Annotated in this window: 15 protein-coding genes and 1 pseudogene; 10 read left to right on the top strand and 6 right to left on the bottom strand. The window is 57.9% G+C overall.

The genetic code is table 11. The features are described 5' to 3' along the window. Positions 1-19 precede the first annotated feature (19 nt). From A3220_RS13090 to nhaD, 4 genes are all read left to right on the top strand, one after another. Positions 20-1,138, top strand: coding sequence for an FAD:protein FMN transferase (locus tag A3220_RS13090; protein WP_062375224.1), 1,119 nt, complete (start codon positions 20-22; stop codon positions 1,136-1,138). Between the two features lies 1 nt (position 1,139). After that, positions 1,140-2,507, top strand: coding sequence for a bifunctional UDP-N-acetylglucosamine diphosphorylase/glucosamine-1-phosphate N-acetyltransferase GlmU (glmU, locus tag A3220_RS13085; RefSeq protein ID WP_062375222.1), 1,368 nt, complete (start codon positions 1,140-1,142; stop codon positions 2,505-2,507). Positions 2,508-2,560: 53 nt separating this feature from the next. Beyond that, a complete protein-coding gene (gene glmS, locus A3220_RS13080) occupies positions 2,561-4,387 on the top strand; it encodes a glutamine--fructose-6-phosphate transaminase (isomerizing) (protein ID WP_062375220.1) in 1,827 nt (608 codons plus the stop codon). Between the two features lie 155 nt (positions 4,388-4,542). After that, a complete protein-coding gene (gene nhaD / locus A3220_RS13075; RefSeq protein ID WP_044628613.1) occupies positions 4,543-6,009 on the top strand; it encodes a sodium:proton antiporter NhaD in 1,467 nt (488 codons plus the stop codon). Between the two features lie 137 nt (positions 6,010-6,146). Here the strand turns inward: nhaD and A3220_RS13070 are convergent, their stop codons facing one another. The 3 genes from A3220_RS13070 to A3220_RS13060 all read right to left on the bottom strand — a co-directional run bounded on the left by A3220_RS13070 (position 6,147) and on the right by A3220_RS13060 (position 8,956). Continuing rightward, positions 6,147-6,764 carry a CBS domain-containing protein gene (locus A3220_RS13070; protein WP_062375218.1) on the bottom strand — a complete coding sequence of 206 codons (618 nt, stop codon included), beginning with the start codon at positions 6,762-6,764 and terminating at the stop codon, positions 6,147-6,149. Between the two features lie 120 nt (positions 6,765-6,884). Further along, positions 6,885-8,285 carry an ATP-binding protein gene (locus tag A3220_RS13065; protein WP_062375216.1) on the bottom strand — a complete coding sequence of 467 codons (1,401 nt, stop codon included), beginning with the start codon at positions 8,283-8,285 and terminating at the stop codon, positions 6,885-6,887. Further along, positions 8,282-8,956, bottom strand: coding sequence for a response regulator transcription factor (locus tag A3220_RS13060; RefSeq protein WP_062375215.1), 675 nt, complete (start codon positions 8,954-8,956; stop codon positions 8,282-8,284). Before A3220_RS13060 ends, A3220_RS13065 begins: the two co-directional genes overlap by 4 nt. A gap of 59 nt (positions 8,957-9,015) precedes the next feature. Between A3220_RS13060 and A3220_RS13055 the strand changes: the two genes are divergently transcribed. From A3220_RS13055 to A3220_RS13050, 3 genes are all read left to right on the top strand, one after another. Beyond that, positions 9,016-9,804, top strand: coding sequence for a hypothetical protein (locus A3220_RS13055; RefSeq protein WP_062375213.1), 789 nt, complete (start codon positions 9,016-9,018; stop codon positions 9,802-9,804). Continuing rightward, positions 9,726-9,902, top strand: a complete 177-nt coding sequence (locus A3220_RS18335; RefSeq protein WP_354702741.1) for a GNAT family N-acetyltransferase — start codon at positions 9,726-9,728, stop codon at positions 9,900-9,902. Before A3220_RS13055 ends, A3220_RS18335 begins: the two co-directional genes overlap by 79 nt. Positions 9,903-10,157: 255 nt before the next feature. After that, positions 10,158-10,979, top strand: a complete 822-nt coding sequence (locus tag A3220_RS13050; protein WP_062375205.1) for a c-type cytochrome — start codon at positions 10,158-10,160, stop codon at positions 10,977-10,979. A 120-nt stretch (positions 10,980-11,099) separates the two neighbouring features. Here the strand turns inward: A3220_RS13050 and rep are convergent, their stop codons facing one another. Then, positions 11,100-13,169, bottom strand: coding sequence for a DNA helicase Rep (gene rep / locus A3220_RS13045; RefSeq protein ID WP_062375203.1), 2,070 nt, complete (start codon positions 13,167-13,169; stop codon positions 11,100-11,102). 108 nt (positions 13,170-13,277) lie between these two features. Here rep and A3220_RS13040 point away from each other — a divergent pair, with 108 nt between their 5' ends. After that, a complete protein-coding gene (locus tag A3220_RS13040) occupies positions 13,278-13,760 on the top strand; it encodes a tRNA (cytidine(34)-2'-O)-methyltransferase (RefSeq protein WP_054640782.1) in 483 nt (160 codons plus the stop codon). On the opposite strand, the gene pyrE is transcribed toward A3220_RS13040, so the two are convergent. After that, entirely contained in the window at positions 13,757-14,422 is a 666-nt protein-coding gene (gene pyrE / locus A3220_RS13035) for an orotate phosphoribosyltransferase (RefSeq protein WP_062375202.1), read from the bottom strand. The two genes, A3220_RS13040 and pyrE, sit on opposite strands and share 4 nt — an antisense overlap. A gap of 141 nt (positions 14,423-14,563) precedes the next feature. Here pyrE and A3220_RS13030 point away from each other — a divergent pair, with 141 nt between their 5' ends. Continuing rightward, positions 14,564-15,331: an exodeoxyribonuclease III gene (locus tag A3220_RS13030; protein WP_054640729.1), complete on the top strand. Its 768-nt coding sequence runs from the start codon at positions 14,564-14,566 to the stop codon at positions 15,329-15,331. A gap of 86 nt (positions 15,332-15,417) precedes the next feature. Here A3220_RS13030 and rph read toward each other — a convergent pair. Then, positions 15,418-16,154: pseudogene (gene rph / locus A3220_RS13025) on the bottom strand (ribonuclease PH). Between the two features lie 119 nt (positions 16,155-16,273). On the opposite strand from rph, the gene A3220_RS13020 reads away from it, so the two are divergent. Beyond that, positions 16,274-17,152 carry a YicC/YloC family endoribonuclease gene (locus A3220_RS13020; protein ID WP_062375200.1) on the top strand — a complete coding sequence of 293 codons (879 nt, stop codon included), beginning with the start codon at positions 16,274-16,276 and terminating at the stop codon, positions 17,150-17,152. The last annotated feature ends 2 nt before the right edge of the window (positions 17,153-17,154 follow it).

The following is a 17,154-nucleotide window of genomic DNA, read 5'->3' as shown; positions in this document are numbered from 1 at the left end:
GTTCAATGAAGGACATCGGATGAAAGGCTATCAAACTGCGTGTAAGCGACTGGGCGTCGTGGCGCTGGTGGGCGTTTTGCTGGCGGGCTGTTCAGAAAATGATCGGCCGCTGGAGTCACCAGTGCGCTTTGAAGGCGGTATTTTTGGCACCTATTATCAAATTACTCTGGTCGACCCGCTGACGCAGGGCGAAGCCAATGCTTTGGAAGAGGGCATATTGGCCGAGATGGAAGACGTTGACCAAGCGATGTCGACCTACCGTGACGATTCAGAACTAGTCGCCTTTAACGACGCGCCGCTCAACGAGTGGCAGCCGCTCTCTAACGAGCTGATCGAAGTGCTGGCGATAAGCCGCTCGGTGTCGGAAGCAAGCAAAGGGGCGTTTGATATCACCATTGGCGATGTGGTGAATCTATGGAGCTTTGGTCCCGAGGCACGTCCCGAAGAGGTGCCTAGCGAGGCCGAGTTAAGCGAGCGCATGGCCACGATTGGGTTCGATGCAGTCGAGGTGGATACCCAGCGGATGCAGGCGCGTCGCCTCCGGGATGTATTTGCCGATCTCTCTGGCGTCGCCAAAGGCCACGCTACCGATCGCGTGGCGGCGTATCTGGATCAGGAGGGCATCGATAATTACCTGGTTAATATCGGTGGCGGGCTGATTGCCCGCGGTTACCGGGACATCGAAGATCAAACGCCTTGGCGTGTCGGCATTGAAGTGCCGCAAAGCGGGGTACCGGAAGCGCAACATGTGATTGTGTTGGAGGGCATGTCGGTGGCTACCTCCGGTGATTACCGTAACTACTTTGAAGTCGATGGTGAGCGTTTCTCGCATCTTCTGGATCCGCGAACCGGTCAGCCCATCAAGCATCGGCTAGCGTCGGTATCGGTGTTCCACCCCTCCAATGCCTGGGCCGATGCTTGGGCCACGGCGCTCACCGTCGTGGGGACCGAGCAGGGTATGCAGCTGGCCGTCGAAAACAACCTCAATATTTTGATGTTAGTACGTGAGGGGGAGCGTTGGCGTAGCTTGGCGAGCCCCGCCTTCGTCAACTATTTCGGTGATGCGCTGATCGATGAACTGGGCATCGAGCCCTGGACGGCCTCCTCAGCGAATCGCCAAATGCAAACAGGTGAATGACATGCACGACCTCGATATCGTCATCTTAGCCGCAGGTAAAGGCACACGGATGCGCTCTCAGTTGCCCAAAGTACTGCACACGCTAGCGGGTAAGCCCATGGTAGAGCACGTACTGGCAACGGCCAGTGGTCTGAACCCTAGCCGTACTCACGTGGTGATTGGTCACGGTGCCGACCAGCTGCGTGAGGCGCTGGCGGAGTTCAAGGTCTCGTTTGCGTTGCAGGAAGAGCAGAAGGGCACCGGCCATGCGGTTGCCCAAGCTCAACCTCACTTAGGCAGCGGTATTGTACTGGTACTATATGGCGATGTGCCGCTGATTCGCCGCGATACGCTAGCTAATCTACTGGCTCAGGTGGATGAGCAACATATGGGCCTGTTAACGGTCACGTTAGATGACCCCAGCGGCTACGGCCGTATTGTGCGCGACAGCGATGGTCACGCCGTGGCGATTGTGGAACAGAAAGATGCCAACAACGAACAGCTGGCAATTACCGAGTGCAACACCGGCATTATGGCCATGACCAGTGCCCAGTTGAAGCGCTGGTTGCCCCAGCTATCAGCGGAAAATGCCCAGGGCGAGTACTACCTGACGGACGTTATCGCCATGGCAGCCAGCGAAGGCGTCAAGGTCGCCACGGCGCAGCCCCATAACGCCACCGAGGTAGAGGGGGTCAATAACCGCTCGCAAATGGCCCGCTTGGAGCGCGCTTACCAGCAGCAGACGGCAGAGACGCTCATGGCCCAAGGCGTTGCCTTGGCTGACCCAGCGAGAATTGATGTGCGCGGTAAGCTTACCTGCGGCCACGACGTCTTCATCGACGTAGGCTGTGTTTTTGAAGGGGACGTCGAACTTGGCGAAGGCGTGCGGGTAGGCCCCTACTGCATTATCAAAAACAGCACCATTGGCGCAGAGAGTGAGATTCACAGCCACAGCGTCATCGACACGGCCGTGGCGGCGGGTCTTAACCAGGTCGGCCCCTACGCACGGCTGCGTCCTGGCACGCGCTTAGCCGTGAAAGCCAAGGTGGGCAATTTTGTCGAAACCAAAAATGCCGATGTGGGTGAAGGCAGCAAAATCAATCATTTAAGCTATGTGGGTGATGCTCGATTGGGGCGCGATGTGAACGTGGGCGCGGGCACCATTACCTGCAACTACGATGGCGTGAACAAACATCGCACCGAAATTGGCGATAACGCCTTCATCGGCTCCAACACTGCCTTAGTGGCACCTGTCACGGTAGGTAAGGGTGCCACTGTGGGCGCTGGTTCCACGATTGCAAAAGATGTGACTGAGTATGCATTAGCGGTCACCCGCAGCCGGCAGCTAGAGAAGCCCGACTGGCCGCGCCCGGTTAAAAAGGTTAAATAAACGTATTAGCACGTTGGATTACACGGCGTGAGAGCGCCTTAGGAGAACAAGTTATGTGTGGCATCGTCGCGGCGGTTGCGCAGCGTAATGTGCAGGGAATCTTGTTGGAAGGGCTGAAACGCTTGGAGTATCGCGGATACGATTCTTCTGGCATGACGGTGCTTAACAGCGGTGTGTTAACGCGTCACCGGGCTTTGGGCAAAGTCGCGGCACTCGCTGAACAGTTGGACGCCGCCGCGCTGCCAGGCAACAGCGGTATCGCGCACACGCGCTGGGCCACCCACGGCAAACCCTCCGAGGCCAATGCCCATCCGCACCACAGCAGCGATAACGTCGCCGTGGTGCATAACGGCATTATCGAAAACTACGAGCAGATTAAAGAGACGCTGCAGGGCAGTGGCTATACCTTCACCTCGGAAACCGATACCGAGGTGATTGCCCACCTGCTGGCGGACAAACTCGCTACGGGCAAGACGCTGTTTGAGGCGACACAAGAGATTGTTAGTGGCTTGGGCGGTGCCTACGCCCTGGGTGTAATGAGTGCGGCCGAGCCCGGCGTGGTCGTGGGCGCACGCCAAGGCAGCCCCTTGGTGGTAGGTGTTGGTATTGATGAAGCCTTTTTAGCCTCTGATCCGCTGGCGCTGCTTCAAGTGACCGACCGCTTTATCTATCTGGAAGAGGGCGATTTAGTCGAGCTGCGTGAGCATGGGGTGATTCGCATTGTTGATCGCCAAGGCAATGACGTTGAGCGCCCTATCCATACCTTTGAACATGGCGACGGTGCGGCTAGCAAAGGCGAATATCGTCATTACATGCTCAAAGAGATTTTTGAGCAGCCCGCCGTTATTAGTGCCGCGCTGGAAGGGCGTTTAAGTAGCCACGGCGTGTTGGTAGAGAGTTTTGGGCCGGATGCGCTGGCGTTGTTCCAGAAAACGCGCCATGTGCATATTATTGCCTGTGGCACCAGCTACCATGCAGGCATGGTCGCGCGTTACTGGTTGGAGCGCTATGCTGGGGTGCCGGTACAGGTCGAAGTGGCGTCGGAATATCGCTACCGCCACCCGGTGGTGCCGGAAGGCACGCTCTTTGTAACGCTGTCCCAGTCTGGAGAAACGGCCGATACGCTGGCGGCGCTGCGCTTTGCTAAAACGCTCAACTATGTCGGCTCGCTGGCGATCTGCAACGTGCCCGGAAGCTCGCTGGTGCGGGAGTCGGACATGTCGCTGATGACCCGCGCAGGCCCCGAAATTGGTGTGGCCTCGACTAAAGCCTTTACCACTCAGTTGATTGCGCTGATGCTGTTGACGCTATCGGTCAGTAAAGCGAAAGGCCAGCCAGAGCAGCCAGAGATCATTGGCGCCCTGCAGGCACTGCCCGCGCTCTGTCAGCAGGTGTTGGGTCTCGATCGGCAGATCGAAGTGCTTTCTCAGGCATTTGCAGAGAAGCATCACGCGCTCTTCCTGGGTCGTGGGGCGCACTACCCCATTGCTTTAGAAGGCGCGCTGAAGCTCAAGGAGATTTCCTATATCCATGCGGAAGCCTATCCTGCCGGGGAGCTTAAGCACGGCCCGCTGGCGCTGGTGGATAGCGAGATGCCGGTAATTTCAGTAGCCCCGAATGATGACCTGTTGGAAAAGCTGAAATCCAACCTTCAAGAAGTGCGCGCCCGCGGCGGCCAGCTGTTTGTGTTTGCCGATCAAAAGGTAGGAATCAGCTCTCAAGATGATATCCGTGTGTTGGAACTTCCTGAAGTACACGAAGCACTGGCACCACTGCTCTACACTCTACCGTTGCAGCTGCTGAGCTATCACGTAGCGGTGCTCAAAGGCACCGATGTGGATCAACCGCGTAACCTTGCCAAGAGTGTGACCGTCGAATAAGTGCCGTGTCACAATTAATTGCAGTTGGATGAATAAAGCGCTTTACAAGATGCGGCAAATAGTCGCATCTTATGCGCCATCGCTGCGTTGCAGCACATAGTTAGTGTGCTTATTATCGTGGCGGTATTCTCTAACCCTGCCAGGATCACGCTGCTATGAAACCACCTAACGTCCTTGCAACTCGGCATCCCGCTTGCCGCGTTGCTTGGTTGTTGACCGCACTCTGCCTCTTCGCTTTTCCTTCTCTTGCTTTTGCTGCTGCTGGCCCCCTCGATCTCACCACCTCACTTGCCGGTATTGTCTCCGTGACCATTTTCATTCTGGCCTATGCCCTGGTCATGAGTGAAGAAATCATCCACATGCGTAAATCCAAACCGGTTCTGGTGGCTGCTGGCCTGATCTGGGCTATGGTCGCGTGGGTCTACGTACAAGCAGGTATGCCCCATGAGGCAGAGAGCGCCTTCAAAGAGACGCTGCTCGAGTATACCGAGCTGCTGCTGTTCCTCCTGGTGGCGATGACGTACATCAACGCCATGGAAGAGCGTCGTGTGTTCGATGCACTGCGTGCGTGGCTGGTGCGCAAGGGGTTTAGCTACCGGAGCCTATTCTGGATTACCGGCTGTTTGGCGTTCGGTATTTCGTCCATCGCCAACAACATGACGACTGCCATGCTGATGTGTGCGGTGGTGCTAAAGGTCGCCGAGGGGGATAACAAGTTTATCAGCCTCTGCTGTGTCAACGTGGTGGTGGCCTCCAACGCCGGTGGTGCGTTCAGCCCGTTTGGCGATATCACCACACTGATGGTGTGGCAAGCCGGTCAGGTGCCTTTCGAAGGCTTCTTTGCACTGTTGGTACCTGCCATCGTGAATTTCATGGTGCCTGCGGTGATCATGAACTTTTTCATCGTCAATCGTCAGCCCGCTGCGCTCACCGAGAACGTGTGGTTGAAGCGGGGCGCCCGGCGCATCATCGTACTGTTCTTGATCACCGTGGCGATCTCGGTGTTGTGCCACTCGATTCTGTACCTACCGCCCGCTATGGGCATGATGTTTGGTCTAGGCCTGCTGCAATTCTTTGGCTATTACCTGCGGCGCAGTTTGCCCCGTTCGCTGGAGCGCAAACGTGAGCGTTACTCCCGCCGCGGAGATTGGAAAAAGCTGGAGCAGCTAGGCAGCGTGGTGCCGTTCGATATCTTCAGCCGTATCGCCCGCTCCGAGTGGGACACGCTGCTGTTCTTCTACGGGGTGGTGATGTGTGTGGGTGGCCTGGGGTTCATGGGCTATCTCAGCCTGCTTTCGGAAACGCTTTACGGCGGCTGGGACCCGGTGTGGGCCAACGTCGTGCTGGGGCTGATCTCAGCGGTGGTGGATAACATTCCAGTGATGTTCGCCGTGCTCTCCATGGCGCCGGATATGTCGGAAGGCAACTGGCTGCTGATCACTCTGACAGCCGGTGTGGGGGGCAGCCTGCTCTCCATGGGATCGGCTGCCGGGGTAGCGCTGATGGGGCAAGCCCGTGGTATCTATACGTTTGCGGTGCATTTGCGCTGGGTGCCTGCTATTTTGTTAGGTTACGTAGCCAGTATCGTGGCACATCTGCTGATCAACGCCAGTCTTTTCTAAGGCGGTTGGCTATCCTGCCTAGCCGCTTGGTTAGGCAGGCCAATAAAAACGCCCCTTATCGTTGGATAAGGGGCGTTTCGTTAGGAGCTTATATGTCGACAGGCGGCGTGGCATTTAAGACCACGCGCCTTGGTGGCCTATAAGTCGTGGCCGGTAATGACTTGGCAGATATCGGCGAAGCTGCGCGCCATGGGAACCACCGTTGTGGGTGGTTGGGTATTCAAACGGCTGCCCATGGCCGATTGGATATCAGTGGCAGAGATAATGCCGCGCACGCTCAGTTCCTGATTTGGCTTACGTTCGGTAATTAACAGGTGCTGCTCGGTAAAGCTTTCCATTGATAACACGAGATCTTCAATGGTGAGCGATGCCAGCTGCTCCAGCGGCATGGCGCTGAGTTTTTCCCAGGGCGTCATGATCATCGCGGCGGTGACTTCCGAACGCTCAAGATTGCGCTGCTGCATGGCCAAATTGATGCGCCGAGTGCCAATCACCTCTTTGGCGGTGAGCACGCCAATGCAGTGAGCCTGCTTGTCCATGACAAACAGCAGACGAACACCGCCGTGACGCATTTTAAGGTGGGCGTCATCAATCGGAGTGTCTCCGGCAATAGACTGCGGCATGACCTGGGTAAAATCGGTCAGTACGGTCATTGCCGGGCTGTCCGGGGTGAGCTGCTTGGGTGCCGGAGTGGTGAGTAGCGGGGTAGCACCGAATTGAACAAGCGGCGTATGAGAATGCAGTGTTTGGTTCATCGAGGGGTACCTCCGTGGTTGTGAAGAAGCAGGTCATTCACCACGCGCCTGCTTTGTACCTTCACATTTGCACGGAATTCTTATCACAATCTTAAGACATCCCTTGTGTTACATTTTTTCTCATTTTTTTGCCTGGCGCTGAGCCAGCGCATCTCTCGCTAATACTGCCCTGATGCGTAGGCCATTACCGGGAGCATCTTCGAGTCGTAGCAAGCCTTCATGGCGCTTTACTAGGCGCTCGACGATGGATAACCCTAGCCCTGCTCCCGCCCCAGGGCCTGCGCGCTGAAAACGTTCTACTACCTGACTGCGCTCGTGAACCGGTATGCCTGGCCCTTGGTCATCCACCATCAGCGTAATGCTCAGCACGGCAGCCTCAAGGGTAATCGTAATGGTGCTCTGCTCGGGGGAGTGCTGGATTGCGTTACCGACCAAATTCTGCACCAGGGTTTCAATCGCACCAGGCTCCTCTTCCATCGTCCAGTCGGCTTGATCATCGGCATTGAGCAGCAGCTGCTGTTGGCGCTCTGCCGCCAGTGGCGAAAGCTTGGCCAGGGTTTCTCGGGTTTCCAGCAGCACGTTGGCATGGCGCAGTTCAGGCAACGGTTCCTCTTCGGGGTCTAGGCGCGCTAGGGTGAGTAACTGGGACACTAGACGCGTCGAGCGAGCGACACCGCTACGCAAGTAGTGCAGCGACGCTTCACGATCTTCGGCGTTATCGGCCGCTAACGCATTCTGGGCGTGAAGATCCAGCACCGCCAGTGGGGTACGCAGCTCGTGGGCGGCATCGGCAATGAAGCGTTTCTCGCGCACACGCAGCTGGCGCAGCCGCTCTAAGAGCCGGTTCAACGCCCCGGCAATAGTGCCTAGCTCCTGGGGCAGCGGATAGAGTGTTAGCGGCTGTAGGTTATGTGGGTCGCGATTACGGATCTGTTCCGCCATGCGGGAAAGAGGCGCCAGCCCCCAGCCGATGGACCACCATAGCAGCAGCGTTAAGAAAGGTAAGCCGATCAGGTCTGGCAGCAGCGTGCGAAGCGCCACGGCGCTGATCAGCTCGCCGCGCACGTCCTCGCGCTCGCTGACCACCACGCGTTTGGGGCTGTTGGGAATATCCAGGACGTACACGCGCCACTCGTACTCGTCCACCGTGATCGTCGAGTAGCCAGCCGGTTGCTGAGCCAGCGGCGTGCTCGGTCCGCTGGCAGAGCGTAGTAGCAGACGATCCTCTTCCCACAATTGAAAGGCGAGTTCACGCAGGGTGTCAGCTGTCGCAGAGGTAACACGTTGGTGGGGGGCCGATAGGGCTTTTTCTAGGCTACTAATCAGCAATGACTGTTCGTATTCGGGCAAAGGGGCTTGAAGTAGTCCCTCTAGCAACACGGCATTTTGCGCCAAGCTCCTATCATGCAACGCCTCGATTTCGCGAGCGGCATAGCGATAGCTGATATAGCCAATGATCAGCATGCTAATGCCAAAGACGAGTAGGACGAGGCCTAACGTGCGACGGCGAATGGAGGTCATGGAGCTACCAGCTCGGGTTTATCCATGACATAACCAATCCCTCGTACCGTTCGCACCACATCGGGAAATAGCTTGCGCCTTAAATGATGGATATGAACTTCAATGGCGTTGCTCTCTACCTCCTCTTCCCACCCATAAATCAATCGAGTGAGCGTATCGCGGGTGAAAACACGTCCTGGATGACTCATAAACTCTTGAAGCAACGCGAGTTCACGACGTGACAGGGGAACCGTCTGGTGTTGATAGGTCACGATCAATGATTGAGGATCCAAGCTAATGCCGCGAAATCTCAACACGTCATTCGTGTGGCCTTGGCTACGACGTAGCAGGGCGCGTAAACGTGCCTTGAGTTCATCCACCTCAAATGGCTTGGTGAGATAGTCATCGGCGCCTGAATCGAGTCCTTCAATGCGATGATCCACGGCATCACGGGCAGTGAGTACTAAAATGGGCACGTGATTGCCGTGACGTCTAATCGTCCGTAATACCTCTATACCATCCACGTTGGGTAAACCGAGATCCAGTATGACGGCATCAAAGGGTTCGCTTTGGAGTGCGTTGAGCGCACTCTCTCCATCGGTAAGATGATCCACCGTATAGTGTTCGGGTTTTAGGGCGATGCGAATTCCCGATGCTAAGCTGGGGTCGTCTTCTACTAATAACAGGCGCATAACGTAGGGGGACCCTCCTTGACTCATAGGGGCTTTTTCATATTACCCGATTATCTAACATGACACGTCGTTCGCCACTCAGCCACCTTGTCGTTCGGCCCTGCACCGACCACCGTCGGCGCGAGGCGCTGCTGCATTTGGCAGCCGTTCATAACGCTACCCAGCAGGCGGATTTGCAGCACGCCCTGACCACGGCCCGCTCGGCCGATTGGCGAGGCCTATGGGTGGCCATGGCGGGCGAGCATATTCTCGCGGCTACTTGGGTGCAGCCGCTGTCGAGCCAAACGGCGCAGCTATGGTTGCCCAGGCACGTCGATGCCGCGCTGCCCTTGTTAAACGCCCTACGAGAGTGGATAAGGCGCGAACCCATCGCGTTGTGCCATGTGGTGCTACCCGCGCCGTGGGACGCATGGGAAAGAACGCTGGTTCATGGCGGAATGCGGGCCATGGCCACGCTGGAGCATCGGGTATGGACATGCCGAACTTCCGTTGCTCCCCAGCCATCGCTGGGGTTACGTCCGTTCACGATGTTTCCTCTGGCTGAACAGCATGCGCTGTTGGCGCGGGTGGGGGAAGCGTCGCTGGATTGCCCAGCGCTGCGCGATGCACTGCCCGTGACGACTTTGCTGGCGGGGTTCCAGGCTCAGGCGGGGTCGTCTCAACCATCGCATTGGTTTGGGTTGACGTACCAGCAGCGAGAGGTGGGGGTATTGTTACTGGGCACCTCTTCCTCACACTGGAGCCTGCAACTGATGGGGCTGGTGCCCGAATGGCGGGGCCAAGGCTGGGGAGAGCCATCATCGGCCATGCGCAAACGTTGGCCGCCGAGGCTGGGGCGCAGAGCCTGAGCTTAACGGTCGATGCGCAAAACACACCCGCACGGCGTGTATATGACCACACAGGCTTCGAACTACGGGGGCGCGAGCGCCTGTTAGGGTGGTATTGAAGTCGTCTTCAGAGGTCGCAACGAATGAGCACCATTACCGTGGGTTGAATTGCCGCGCTTAGTAGCATTTTCTTACCCTTTATGTTCTCGGTATACTAACTCCATACGTATGTCTTGGCGTCTGGGTTGCCAAAGTAGATAGTGGTACTGCTGCATCAGGGGCAAGTGCGGCGTCTCCAAGCGCTAGGTATCAAGCATAAGCACTAATTTTGAAGCACTAAGCTTTTATTAAATAAAACTTAAGAGGTGGTGAGAGTGAAATCTAAGCTGATCATGAGCGGGCTGGCGGCCCTCGGCGTCATGGCAGGCACATCCGGTGCTTATGCCCAAGATGCAGCGCGTGACGCAATCGCTGAGCGCCTAGCGCCGGTAGGACAACTCTGCCTTCAAGGCCAAGACTGTGGTACGGCGGCAGCTCCGGCCGCGGCCAGCAGTAGCGGTGGTGGTGAAATTGACGGTGCCGGTATTTACAACAACGTCTGTATGGCGTGCCACGAAACGGGTGCCGCTGGAGCACCGGTGCGCGGTGACGAAGCGGCCTGGGCTGAGCGTACTGAGCAAGGTTTTGCCACGTTGCTAGACCACTCCATTAATGGTATTGGCGCAATGCCTGCCCGTGGCGGCAACCCCAACCTGTCAGACGAAGAGATGGAAGCGGCGACAGCGTATATGGTCGAGCCTGTCATGGAAGTTCCTGAGCTAGGTGGCGGTGATGAAGGCGCGGCTGCCGAAGCAACTGACGAGAGTGGTAGCGACGAGATGGCGACGGCAGATGCTGTGGCCAGCGAAGATGAAGTAGTCGCCAGTGAAGAAGACGCTTCCAGCGGTGGTAGCGGTTTAGACGGTGAAGCGCTTTACGCCAGTGTGGGCTGTGTGGCGTGTCACGCCGCTGGCGTGGCGGGTGCACCGAAGATTGGCGACGCTGAAGCTTGGGGCCCGCGTATTGAGCAGGGTACCGATGCACTCTACCAAAGCGTCTTCAACGGTAAAGGCGTGATGCCGCCGCGTGGTGGTAGCAGCGCTTCCGATGAAGAGATTATGGCCGTGGTGGATTACATGGTCTCGCAAGTACAGTAAGCGTTAGCAGCCCGCTCTCATGGGGCGGGTAGGTCAGGCGTTATAAAATATCCACAGGTGGGTGCTCCAAACCCTCTGTGGATATTTTTTTGCGCGATACATAGCGCTTGCCCAGCACGCTTATCCCAGCAGCGAGCGCAACCCAGCAATGGCATCCTTGCCGCGTGCCTGCTTTTTCTCCGGGTCCTCTTTATCGGCGCGGCCCTCCCACTCCAAATCATCCGCGGGCAGCTCATCCAAAAAGCGGCTGGGTTGGCAGTCCATTAGCTCGCCATAGGCCTTGCGCTGGCGCGCCAGCGTCAGCGTTAGCGTCCGCCGGGCGCGGGTAATGCCCACATAAGCCAAGCGGCGCTCCTCCTCCACGGTACCCATCTCGATGGCGTTACGGTGGGGCAGCAGATCCTCTTCCCAGCCCATCAGATAAACGTGGGGAAACTCCAGCCCCTTGGAGGCGTGCATGGTGAGCAGCTGCACCCGGTCAGAGTCATCCTCTTCGGCCTGTTGCTCCAAAATATCCCGCAGCACTAAGCGTGAAATGGCCGCTTCTACGCCGTCGGTTTCTGTTGCGGTAGAGTCATCTGCGTCTTCCGGGTCGCGGTTGAGCGACTTCTCTAATTGATCAATCAAAATCCATACGTTGGCCATGCGCCGCTCGGCAATAGTAGGGGTGCTGGCGTTTTGGTAGAGCCACGCCTCGTAATCCATATCCCGCAGCATATCGCGGATCGCGGCAATGGCATCGCCCTGATCCATCCGCTTGCGCACACCATCAATAAAGTGGGTAAAGCGCGAGAGGCGCTCCACGGCGCGGGCGGGCAGCGTTTGTTCAAGCCCTAGCTCATGGCAGGCAGCAAACAGCGAGATCGAGCGCTCGGTGGCATAGTTGGCGAGTTTTTCCAGCGTACCGGGGCCAATTTCGCGGCGGGGCACGTTGACGATGCGCAAAAAGGCGTTGTCGTCGGCGGGATTGATCAGCAGGCGCAGATACGCCATGGCGTCCTTGATCTCGTTACGCGAGAAAAACGACGTGCCGCCGGAGAGCTTGTACGGAATCTGATAGTGCTGCAGCTTCAATTCCAGCAGCCGTGCCTGAAAGTTGCCTCGGTAAAGCACCGCAAAATCGCGCCACTCGGCTTTTTCCTTGATGCGTCGAGTGAGCATCTCGCTGGCCACCCGCTCGGCTTCGGCCTCCTCATGGCGGTTCACCACCACGCGAATCGGCGCGCCGTCGCCCATCTCCGACCACAGGGTTTTGTCGTAGACGTGGGGGTTGTTGGCAATCAGCGTGTTGGCGGCGCGCAGTATCGTGCCGGTAGAGCGGTAGTTCTGCTCCAGCTTGATGACTTTCAAACGGGGGAAATCCTCCCCCAGGGTGACCAGGTTTTCCGGCCGTGCGCCCCGCCAGGCGTAAATCGACTGGTCGTCGTCGCCGACCACGGTAAAGGTGGCGCGTTCGGCCATCAGCAGCTTTACCAGCAGGTACTGGGAGACGTTGGTGTCTTGGTACTCATCCACCAGCATATAGTGGATTTTTCGCCGCCAGCGGGCCAGTGCTTCCGGGTCACGCTGCAAGAGCACCACGGGCAGCAGAATCAGGTCGTCGAAATCCACCGCGTTGTAGGCTTTCAGGTGGCGAACGTAGGCTTCGTACACCCGTGCCGCGAAATGCTCGTCGTCATCGGCAGCGAACGAAAGCGCATCCCCTGGCAGCACCAGGTCGTTTTTCCACTGGGATATCTTGGCCTGCACGGCGTTGATCTGCTCGGCATCGACCTGAGCGTCTTTATTCATCAAGTCGCGCAGCAGCGCCTTGGCGTCTTCCGGGTCGAACAGCGAAAACCCCGGCTTGTAGCCCAGGGTCTTCAGTTCGCCGCGAATGATGTTGAGCCCCAGGTTGTGGAAGGTCGAAACCGTCAGCCCGTGGCCCTCTTTGCCCTTCAGCATCTGGCCCACCCGCTCTTTCATCTCTCGGGCGGCCTTGTTGGTAAAGGTCACTGCGGCAATTTTGCGTGCGCTCATGCCACACTCTTGCACGAGGTAGGCAATCTTGGTGGTGATCACGCTGGTTTTGCCCGACCCCGCACCCGCCAGTACCAGGCAGGGGCCATCGATATAGCGCACCGCTTCTTGCTGGCGTGGGTTGAGCCCTTTGATACGGCTAAGAATGCTCTTTGGCGGTTGGGGCGTCATGGCGAAGGGTGACCTCTACAAGTGTTTCGGGGCAATTTCTATTACAATCAGCGGCGCTGACGAAGGCGCAGCAGGCTAATACAGCAGGTAACTCATAGGCAGGTGGTGATGTTTGAAGTAGCGCTATTCGAGCCGCGCATGGCTCCCAATACGGGCAACATTATGCGCCTAGTGGCGAACAACGGATGCCGTCTCCATTTGATCGAGCCGCTGGGCTTTGATCTCGAAGAGAAAAAGCTGCGCCGCGCTGGTTTAGACTACCGCGACCTTGCCAACGTGACCCGTCACGCGGATTTTACGGCGTTTTACACCGCCATGCAGGGGCGCACCATCTGGGCGATTACCACCAAAGGCACCCGCGCCCACAGTGATGCCAACTTCGCACCGGGGGATGTGCTGCTGTTCGGCTCGGAAACCGCCGGGCTCTCCCCCGAGGTGCACGCCATGCTGCCCGCAGAGCAAAAACTGCGCATTCCCATGCAGCCCAACAACCGCAGCCTGAACCTCTCCAACGCCGTGGCGGTGGTCAGTTACGAAGCGTGGCGCCAACAAGACTACGCTGGCGCACTGCCCATGGGCGACGCAACCTAACCGGCGATACCGTAGCGGTCGCGGTACGCACGCACGGCCTCGGCATGGCTGCTGAGGTCGCTACCTGACTGCTCTTCCAGGTAGGTGAGCACTTGCTCAAGCGACACGATGCTGACCACCGGCACGCCATACTGGGACTGCACTTCCTGGATGGCGCTCTGCTCGCCCTGGCCACGCTCCTGGCGGTCCAGGGCAATGATCACCCCACCGGCACGGGCACCGCTCTGCTCAATCAGGCCCATCACTTCACGGATCGCGGTGCCTGCGGTGATCACGTCATCAATGATCAAAATATCGCCAGACAGCGGCGCGCCCACAATGTTGCCGCCTTCGCCGTGGGTTTTGGCTTCTTTGCGATTGAAGGAGTAAGGCATATCCAGGTCGTGGTGGTCGGCCAGCGCCGCCGCGGTGACCGCCGCCAGCGGAATGCCTTTGTAGGCCGGGCCAAACAGAACGTCGGCTTTCAAGCTACTATCTACAATAGCCTGGGCGTAAAAGCGGCCTAGCTTGGCCAGCGCCCGACCGGTTTGGAACAGCCCAGCATTAAAAAAGTAGGGGCTAACGCGGCCAGATTTCAGCGTAAACTCGCCAAACTTAAGTACGCCCTGTTCAATGGCAAAAGCAATGAAATCGCGCTGGTAGGGTTGTAGAGTGGTGGCCACGGCATTCCTCACTAAGCGGTAGGTTTCAATCGGCACGAAAGCAACAATAAAAGTAGGGTAAATGGCAAGTTTTACTCGCTGCCTTTACCCAAACGTCTAAACGTCGGGTATCATACAGCAGCGACGCAAAAGGGACGATTTATGAAAATTGCCAGCATCAATGTCAATGGTATACGTGATGCCGTCGACCGTGGCTTCCTGGACTGGCTGGCTCAGCAGGATGCCGACGTGGTCTGCGTGCAGAACATCAAGGCGAAAAGTTTCGAATTGGGTGACCACATCCTCTATCCGGAAGGCTACGAAGGCTACTTCCTGGATGCTGAGGAGGATGGTTTCTCCGGTGTGGCACTCTATTGCCGCAAAATCCCCAAAGCCATCATGTACGGCCTGGGGTTCCCTCAGTGCGACCACGAAGGACGCTTTCTGCAGGCGGATTACGACCGCTTCAGTATAGCCACCTTCCTGATGCCTGATGGCAGCGACCAAAAAGCCAAACAGGCGTTCATGGAGCAGTACCAAGAGTACCTGACGAAGATGTCCCGCAAACGACGCGAATACATCATCTGCGGTACTTGGCACATCGCCCATAAAACCATCGATTTGGCCAACTGGTCGGACAACCAGCTCACCTCGGGCTTCCGCCCGGAAGAGCGTGCCTGGATGGATCAGGTGCTTGGCCCCACCGGCTTTATCGACACCTTCCGCGAAATTAATCGCGATGCAGGCGAGTACACCTGGTGGCCAAAACTTGACCAAGACGTGCCCCGTGATCGTCAAGAAGGCTGGCGGATCGACTACCAACTGGTCGGCCCCAACTTCCGTCGTCACGTGGTCGACGCGTGGATTGATTACGATGCGACCTTCTCCGAGTTCGCACCGCTGATCGTTGAGTATGATTTAGCGCTCTAAGCGTTAGCTACTTCCCGCGTCGCACCTGCAACAGGCCGGCTTACCGCTGGCCTGTTGCGTTCAGGGCTCCGTAATACCGAGTTCCCTTAACCGCGAATGCCCAGCGCTTCACGCTGCTTCTCGCGCAATTCATCACCGGCTTTCTCGGCCAAATCCAGCATCGCGTTCAGTTCCTGGCGGTTGAACGCGCCCGCTTCAGCGGTGCCCTGCACCTCGATCAGCTCGGCGTTTTCGGTCATCACCACGTTCAGGTCGGTGTCGGCTTTGCTGTCTTCCGGGTAGTCCAGGTCCAGCACCGGCACGCCTTTGTAGATGCCCACCGAGATCGCACTGACCAGCTGCTTGAAGGGATCGCCCTTGATCTTCTTTTCTCGCTGCAGGTAGCGAAGCGCATCCACCAGCGCCACGCAGCCGCCGGTAATGGCTGCCGTGCGCGTGCCGCCATCGGCCTGAATCACATCGCAATCCACGGTGATGGTGAACTCGCCCAGCTTCTTCAAATTCACCGCCGCACGCAGGCTGCGGCCAATCAGGCGCTGAATCTCCAGCGTGCGGCCACCCTGTTTGCCACGGGTCGCTTCGCGGCCGCTGCGCGAGTGGGTGGCGCGGGGCAGCATGCCGTATTCGGCAGTAATCCAGCCTGATTTTTACCGCGCAGCCAGCGCGGCACGCCCGCTTCCACGCTCGCGTTACACAGCACCTTGGTATCGCCAAACTCCACCAGCACGGAGCCTTCCGCATGGCGGGTGTAATCACGGGTCAAGCGAATCTCACGGAGCTGGTCGGCCTCGCGACCGCTGGGGCGAACAACATCAGGACGCATAGCACCTCACATCATCTTAAAAGTGGAAAAGCCCTCTATTGTACACGTCTGAGCGTGCGCGGATGGGCCTATCGGTTAGACTGTTCGGAATCACATTGATGTAAAGGATGCATCGACTTATGGCCGCTTCCCGCCGCGTACACAGCATGACCGCCTTCGCCCGCACCGAGCAGGCCGCCCCGTTTGGCACCCTGCAGGTCGAGATTCGCTCAGTGAACCAGCGCTACCTAGAGCCGCACTTTCGCCTTCATGAAAGCCTGCGAGATTTAGAACCTGTGCTGCGCGAAGCGCTACGCACGCGCCTGGCCCGAGGCAAGGTAGAGTGCAGCGTGCGGTTCGAGAGCGCCGACACCGCCCAAGCACCGGCAGTGAACGCCCAGCGCCTAAAAGAGATTGCAGACGCCCTGGCTGCCATTCAGCAGCAGGTGCCCAGCGCCGTGCCGCCCACCACGCTGGCACTGCTCAACCAGCCCGGCGTGATGGAAACCCAGCACCTCGACCAAGACGCTATTAAAGCCGCCGCCAAAGCGCTCTTTAACCAAGCGCTGGATGAACTGATCGACGCCCGCGCCCGCGAAGGCGATAAGCTGGCCGAGATGATCACCACCCGCCTAGACGCGGTGAGCGAGCAAGTGGCCACCGTACGCAGCCTGCTGCCGCAGATTCTGGAACGCCAACGCGCCCAGCTGCTAGAGCGTTTAGAAATCGCCAAAACCGAACTCGACCCCCAACGCCTGGAAGCCGAGCTGGTACTGGTAGCCCAAAAAGCCGACGTAGACGAAGAGCTAGACCGCCTAACGGCGCACATTGAAGAAGTGCGCCACCAGCTCGCCCAAAAAGGCCCCAAAGGCCGCCGCCTGGACTTCCTGATGCAAGAGCTCAACCGCGAAGCGAATACACTTTCATCGAAATCCGTGGTGGCAGAGACGACCCGCTGCGCGGTGGAGCTGAAGGTGCTGATTGAGCAGATGCGGGAGCAGGTGCAAAATATTGAGTGATG

The sequence above is a fragment of the Halomonas sp. KX33721 genome (assembly GCF_001596805.1).
Taxonomy (GTDB): Bacteria; Pseudomonadota; Gammaproteobacteria; order Pseudomonadales; family Halomonadaceae; genus Vreelandella; species Vreelandella aquamarina.
This window is presented reverse-complemented; position numbering and strand designations above follow the sequence as displayed.

Bases quoted from the DNA above. Each gene is read 5' to 3' on its own strand.
- glmS (WP_062375220.1), top strand. From the start codon at position 2,561: ATGTGTGGCATCGTCGCGGCGGTTGCGCAGCGTAATGTGCAGGGAATC.
- A3220_RS13060 (WP_062375215.1), bottom strand. From the start codon at position 8,956: ATGCGCCTGTTATTAGTAGAAGACGACCCCAGCTTAGCATCGGGAATT.
- A3220_RS13070 (WP_062375218.1), bottom strand. From the start codon at position 6,764: ATGAACCAAACACTGCATTCTCATACGCCGCTTGTTCAATTCGGTGCT.
- A3220_RS18335 (WP_354702741.1), top strand. From the start codon at position 9,726: ATGGCGGGGCCAAGGCTGGGGAGAGCCATCATCGGCCATGCGCAAACG.
- A3220_RS13090 (WP_062375224.1), top strand. From the start codon at position 20: ATGAAAGGCTATCAAACTGCGTGTAAGCGACTGGGCGTCGTGGCGCTG.
- nhaD (WP_044628613.1), top strand. From the start codon at position 4,543: ATGAAACCACCTAACGTCCTTGCAACTCGGCATCCCGCTTGCCGCGTT.
- A3220_RS13020 (WP_062375200.1), top strand. From the start codon at position 16,274: ATGGCCGCTTCCCGCCGCGTACACAGCATGACCGCCTTCGCCCGCACC.
- A3220_RS13030 (WP_054640729.1), top strand. From the start codon at position 14,564: ATGAAAATTGCCAGCATCAATGTCAATGGTATACGTGATGCCGTCGAC.
- A3220_RS13040 (WP_054640782.1), top strand. From the start codon at position 13,278: ATGTTTGAAGTAGCGCTATTCGAGCCGCGCATGGCTCCCAATACGGGC.
- glmU (WP_062375222.1), top strand. From the start codon at position 1,140: ATGCACGACCTCGATATCGTCATCTTAGCCGCAGGTAAAGGCACACGG.
- A3220_RS13055 (WP_062375213.1), top strand. From the start codon at position 9,016: ATGACACGTCGTTCGCCACTCAGCCACCTTGTCGTTCGGCCCTGCACC.
- rep (WP_062375203.1), bottom strand. From the start codon at position 13,169: ATGACGCCCCAACCGCCAAAGAGCATTCTTAGCCGTATCAAAGGGCTC.
- A3220_RS13065 (WP_062375216.1), bottom strand. From the start codon at position 8,285: ATGACCTCCATTCGCCGTCGCACGTTAGGCCTCGTCCTACTCGTCTTT.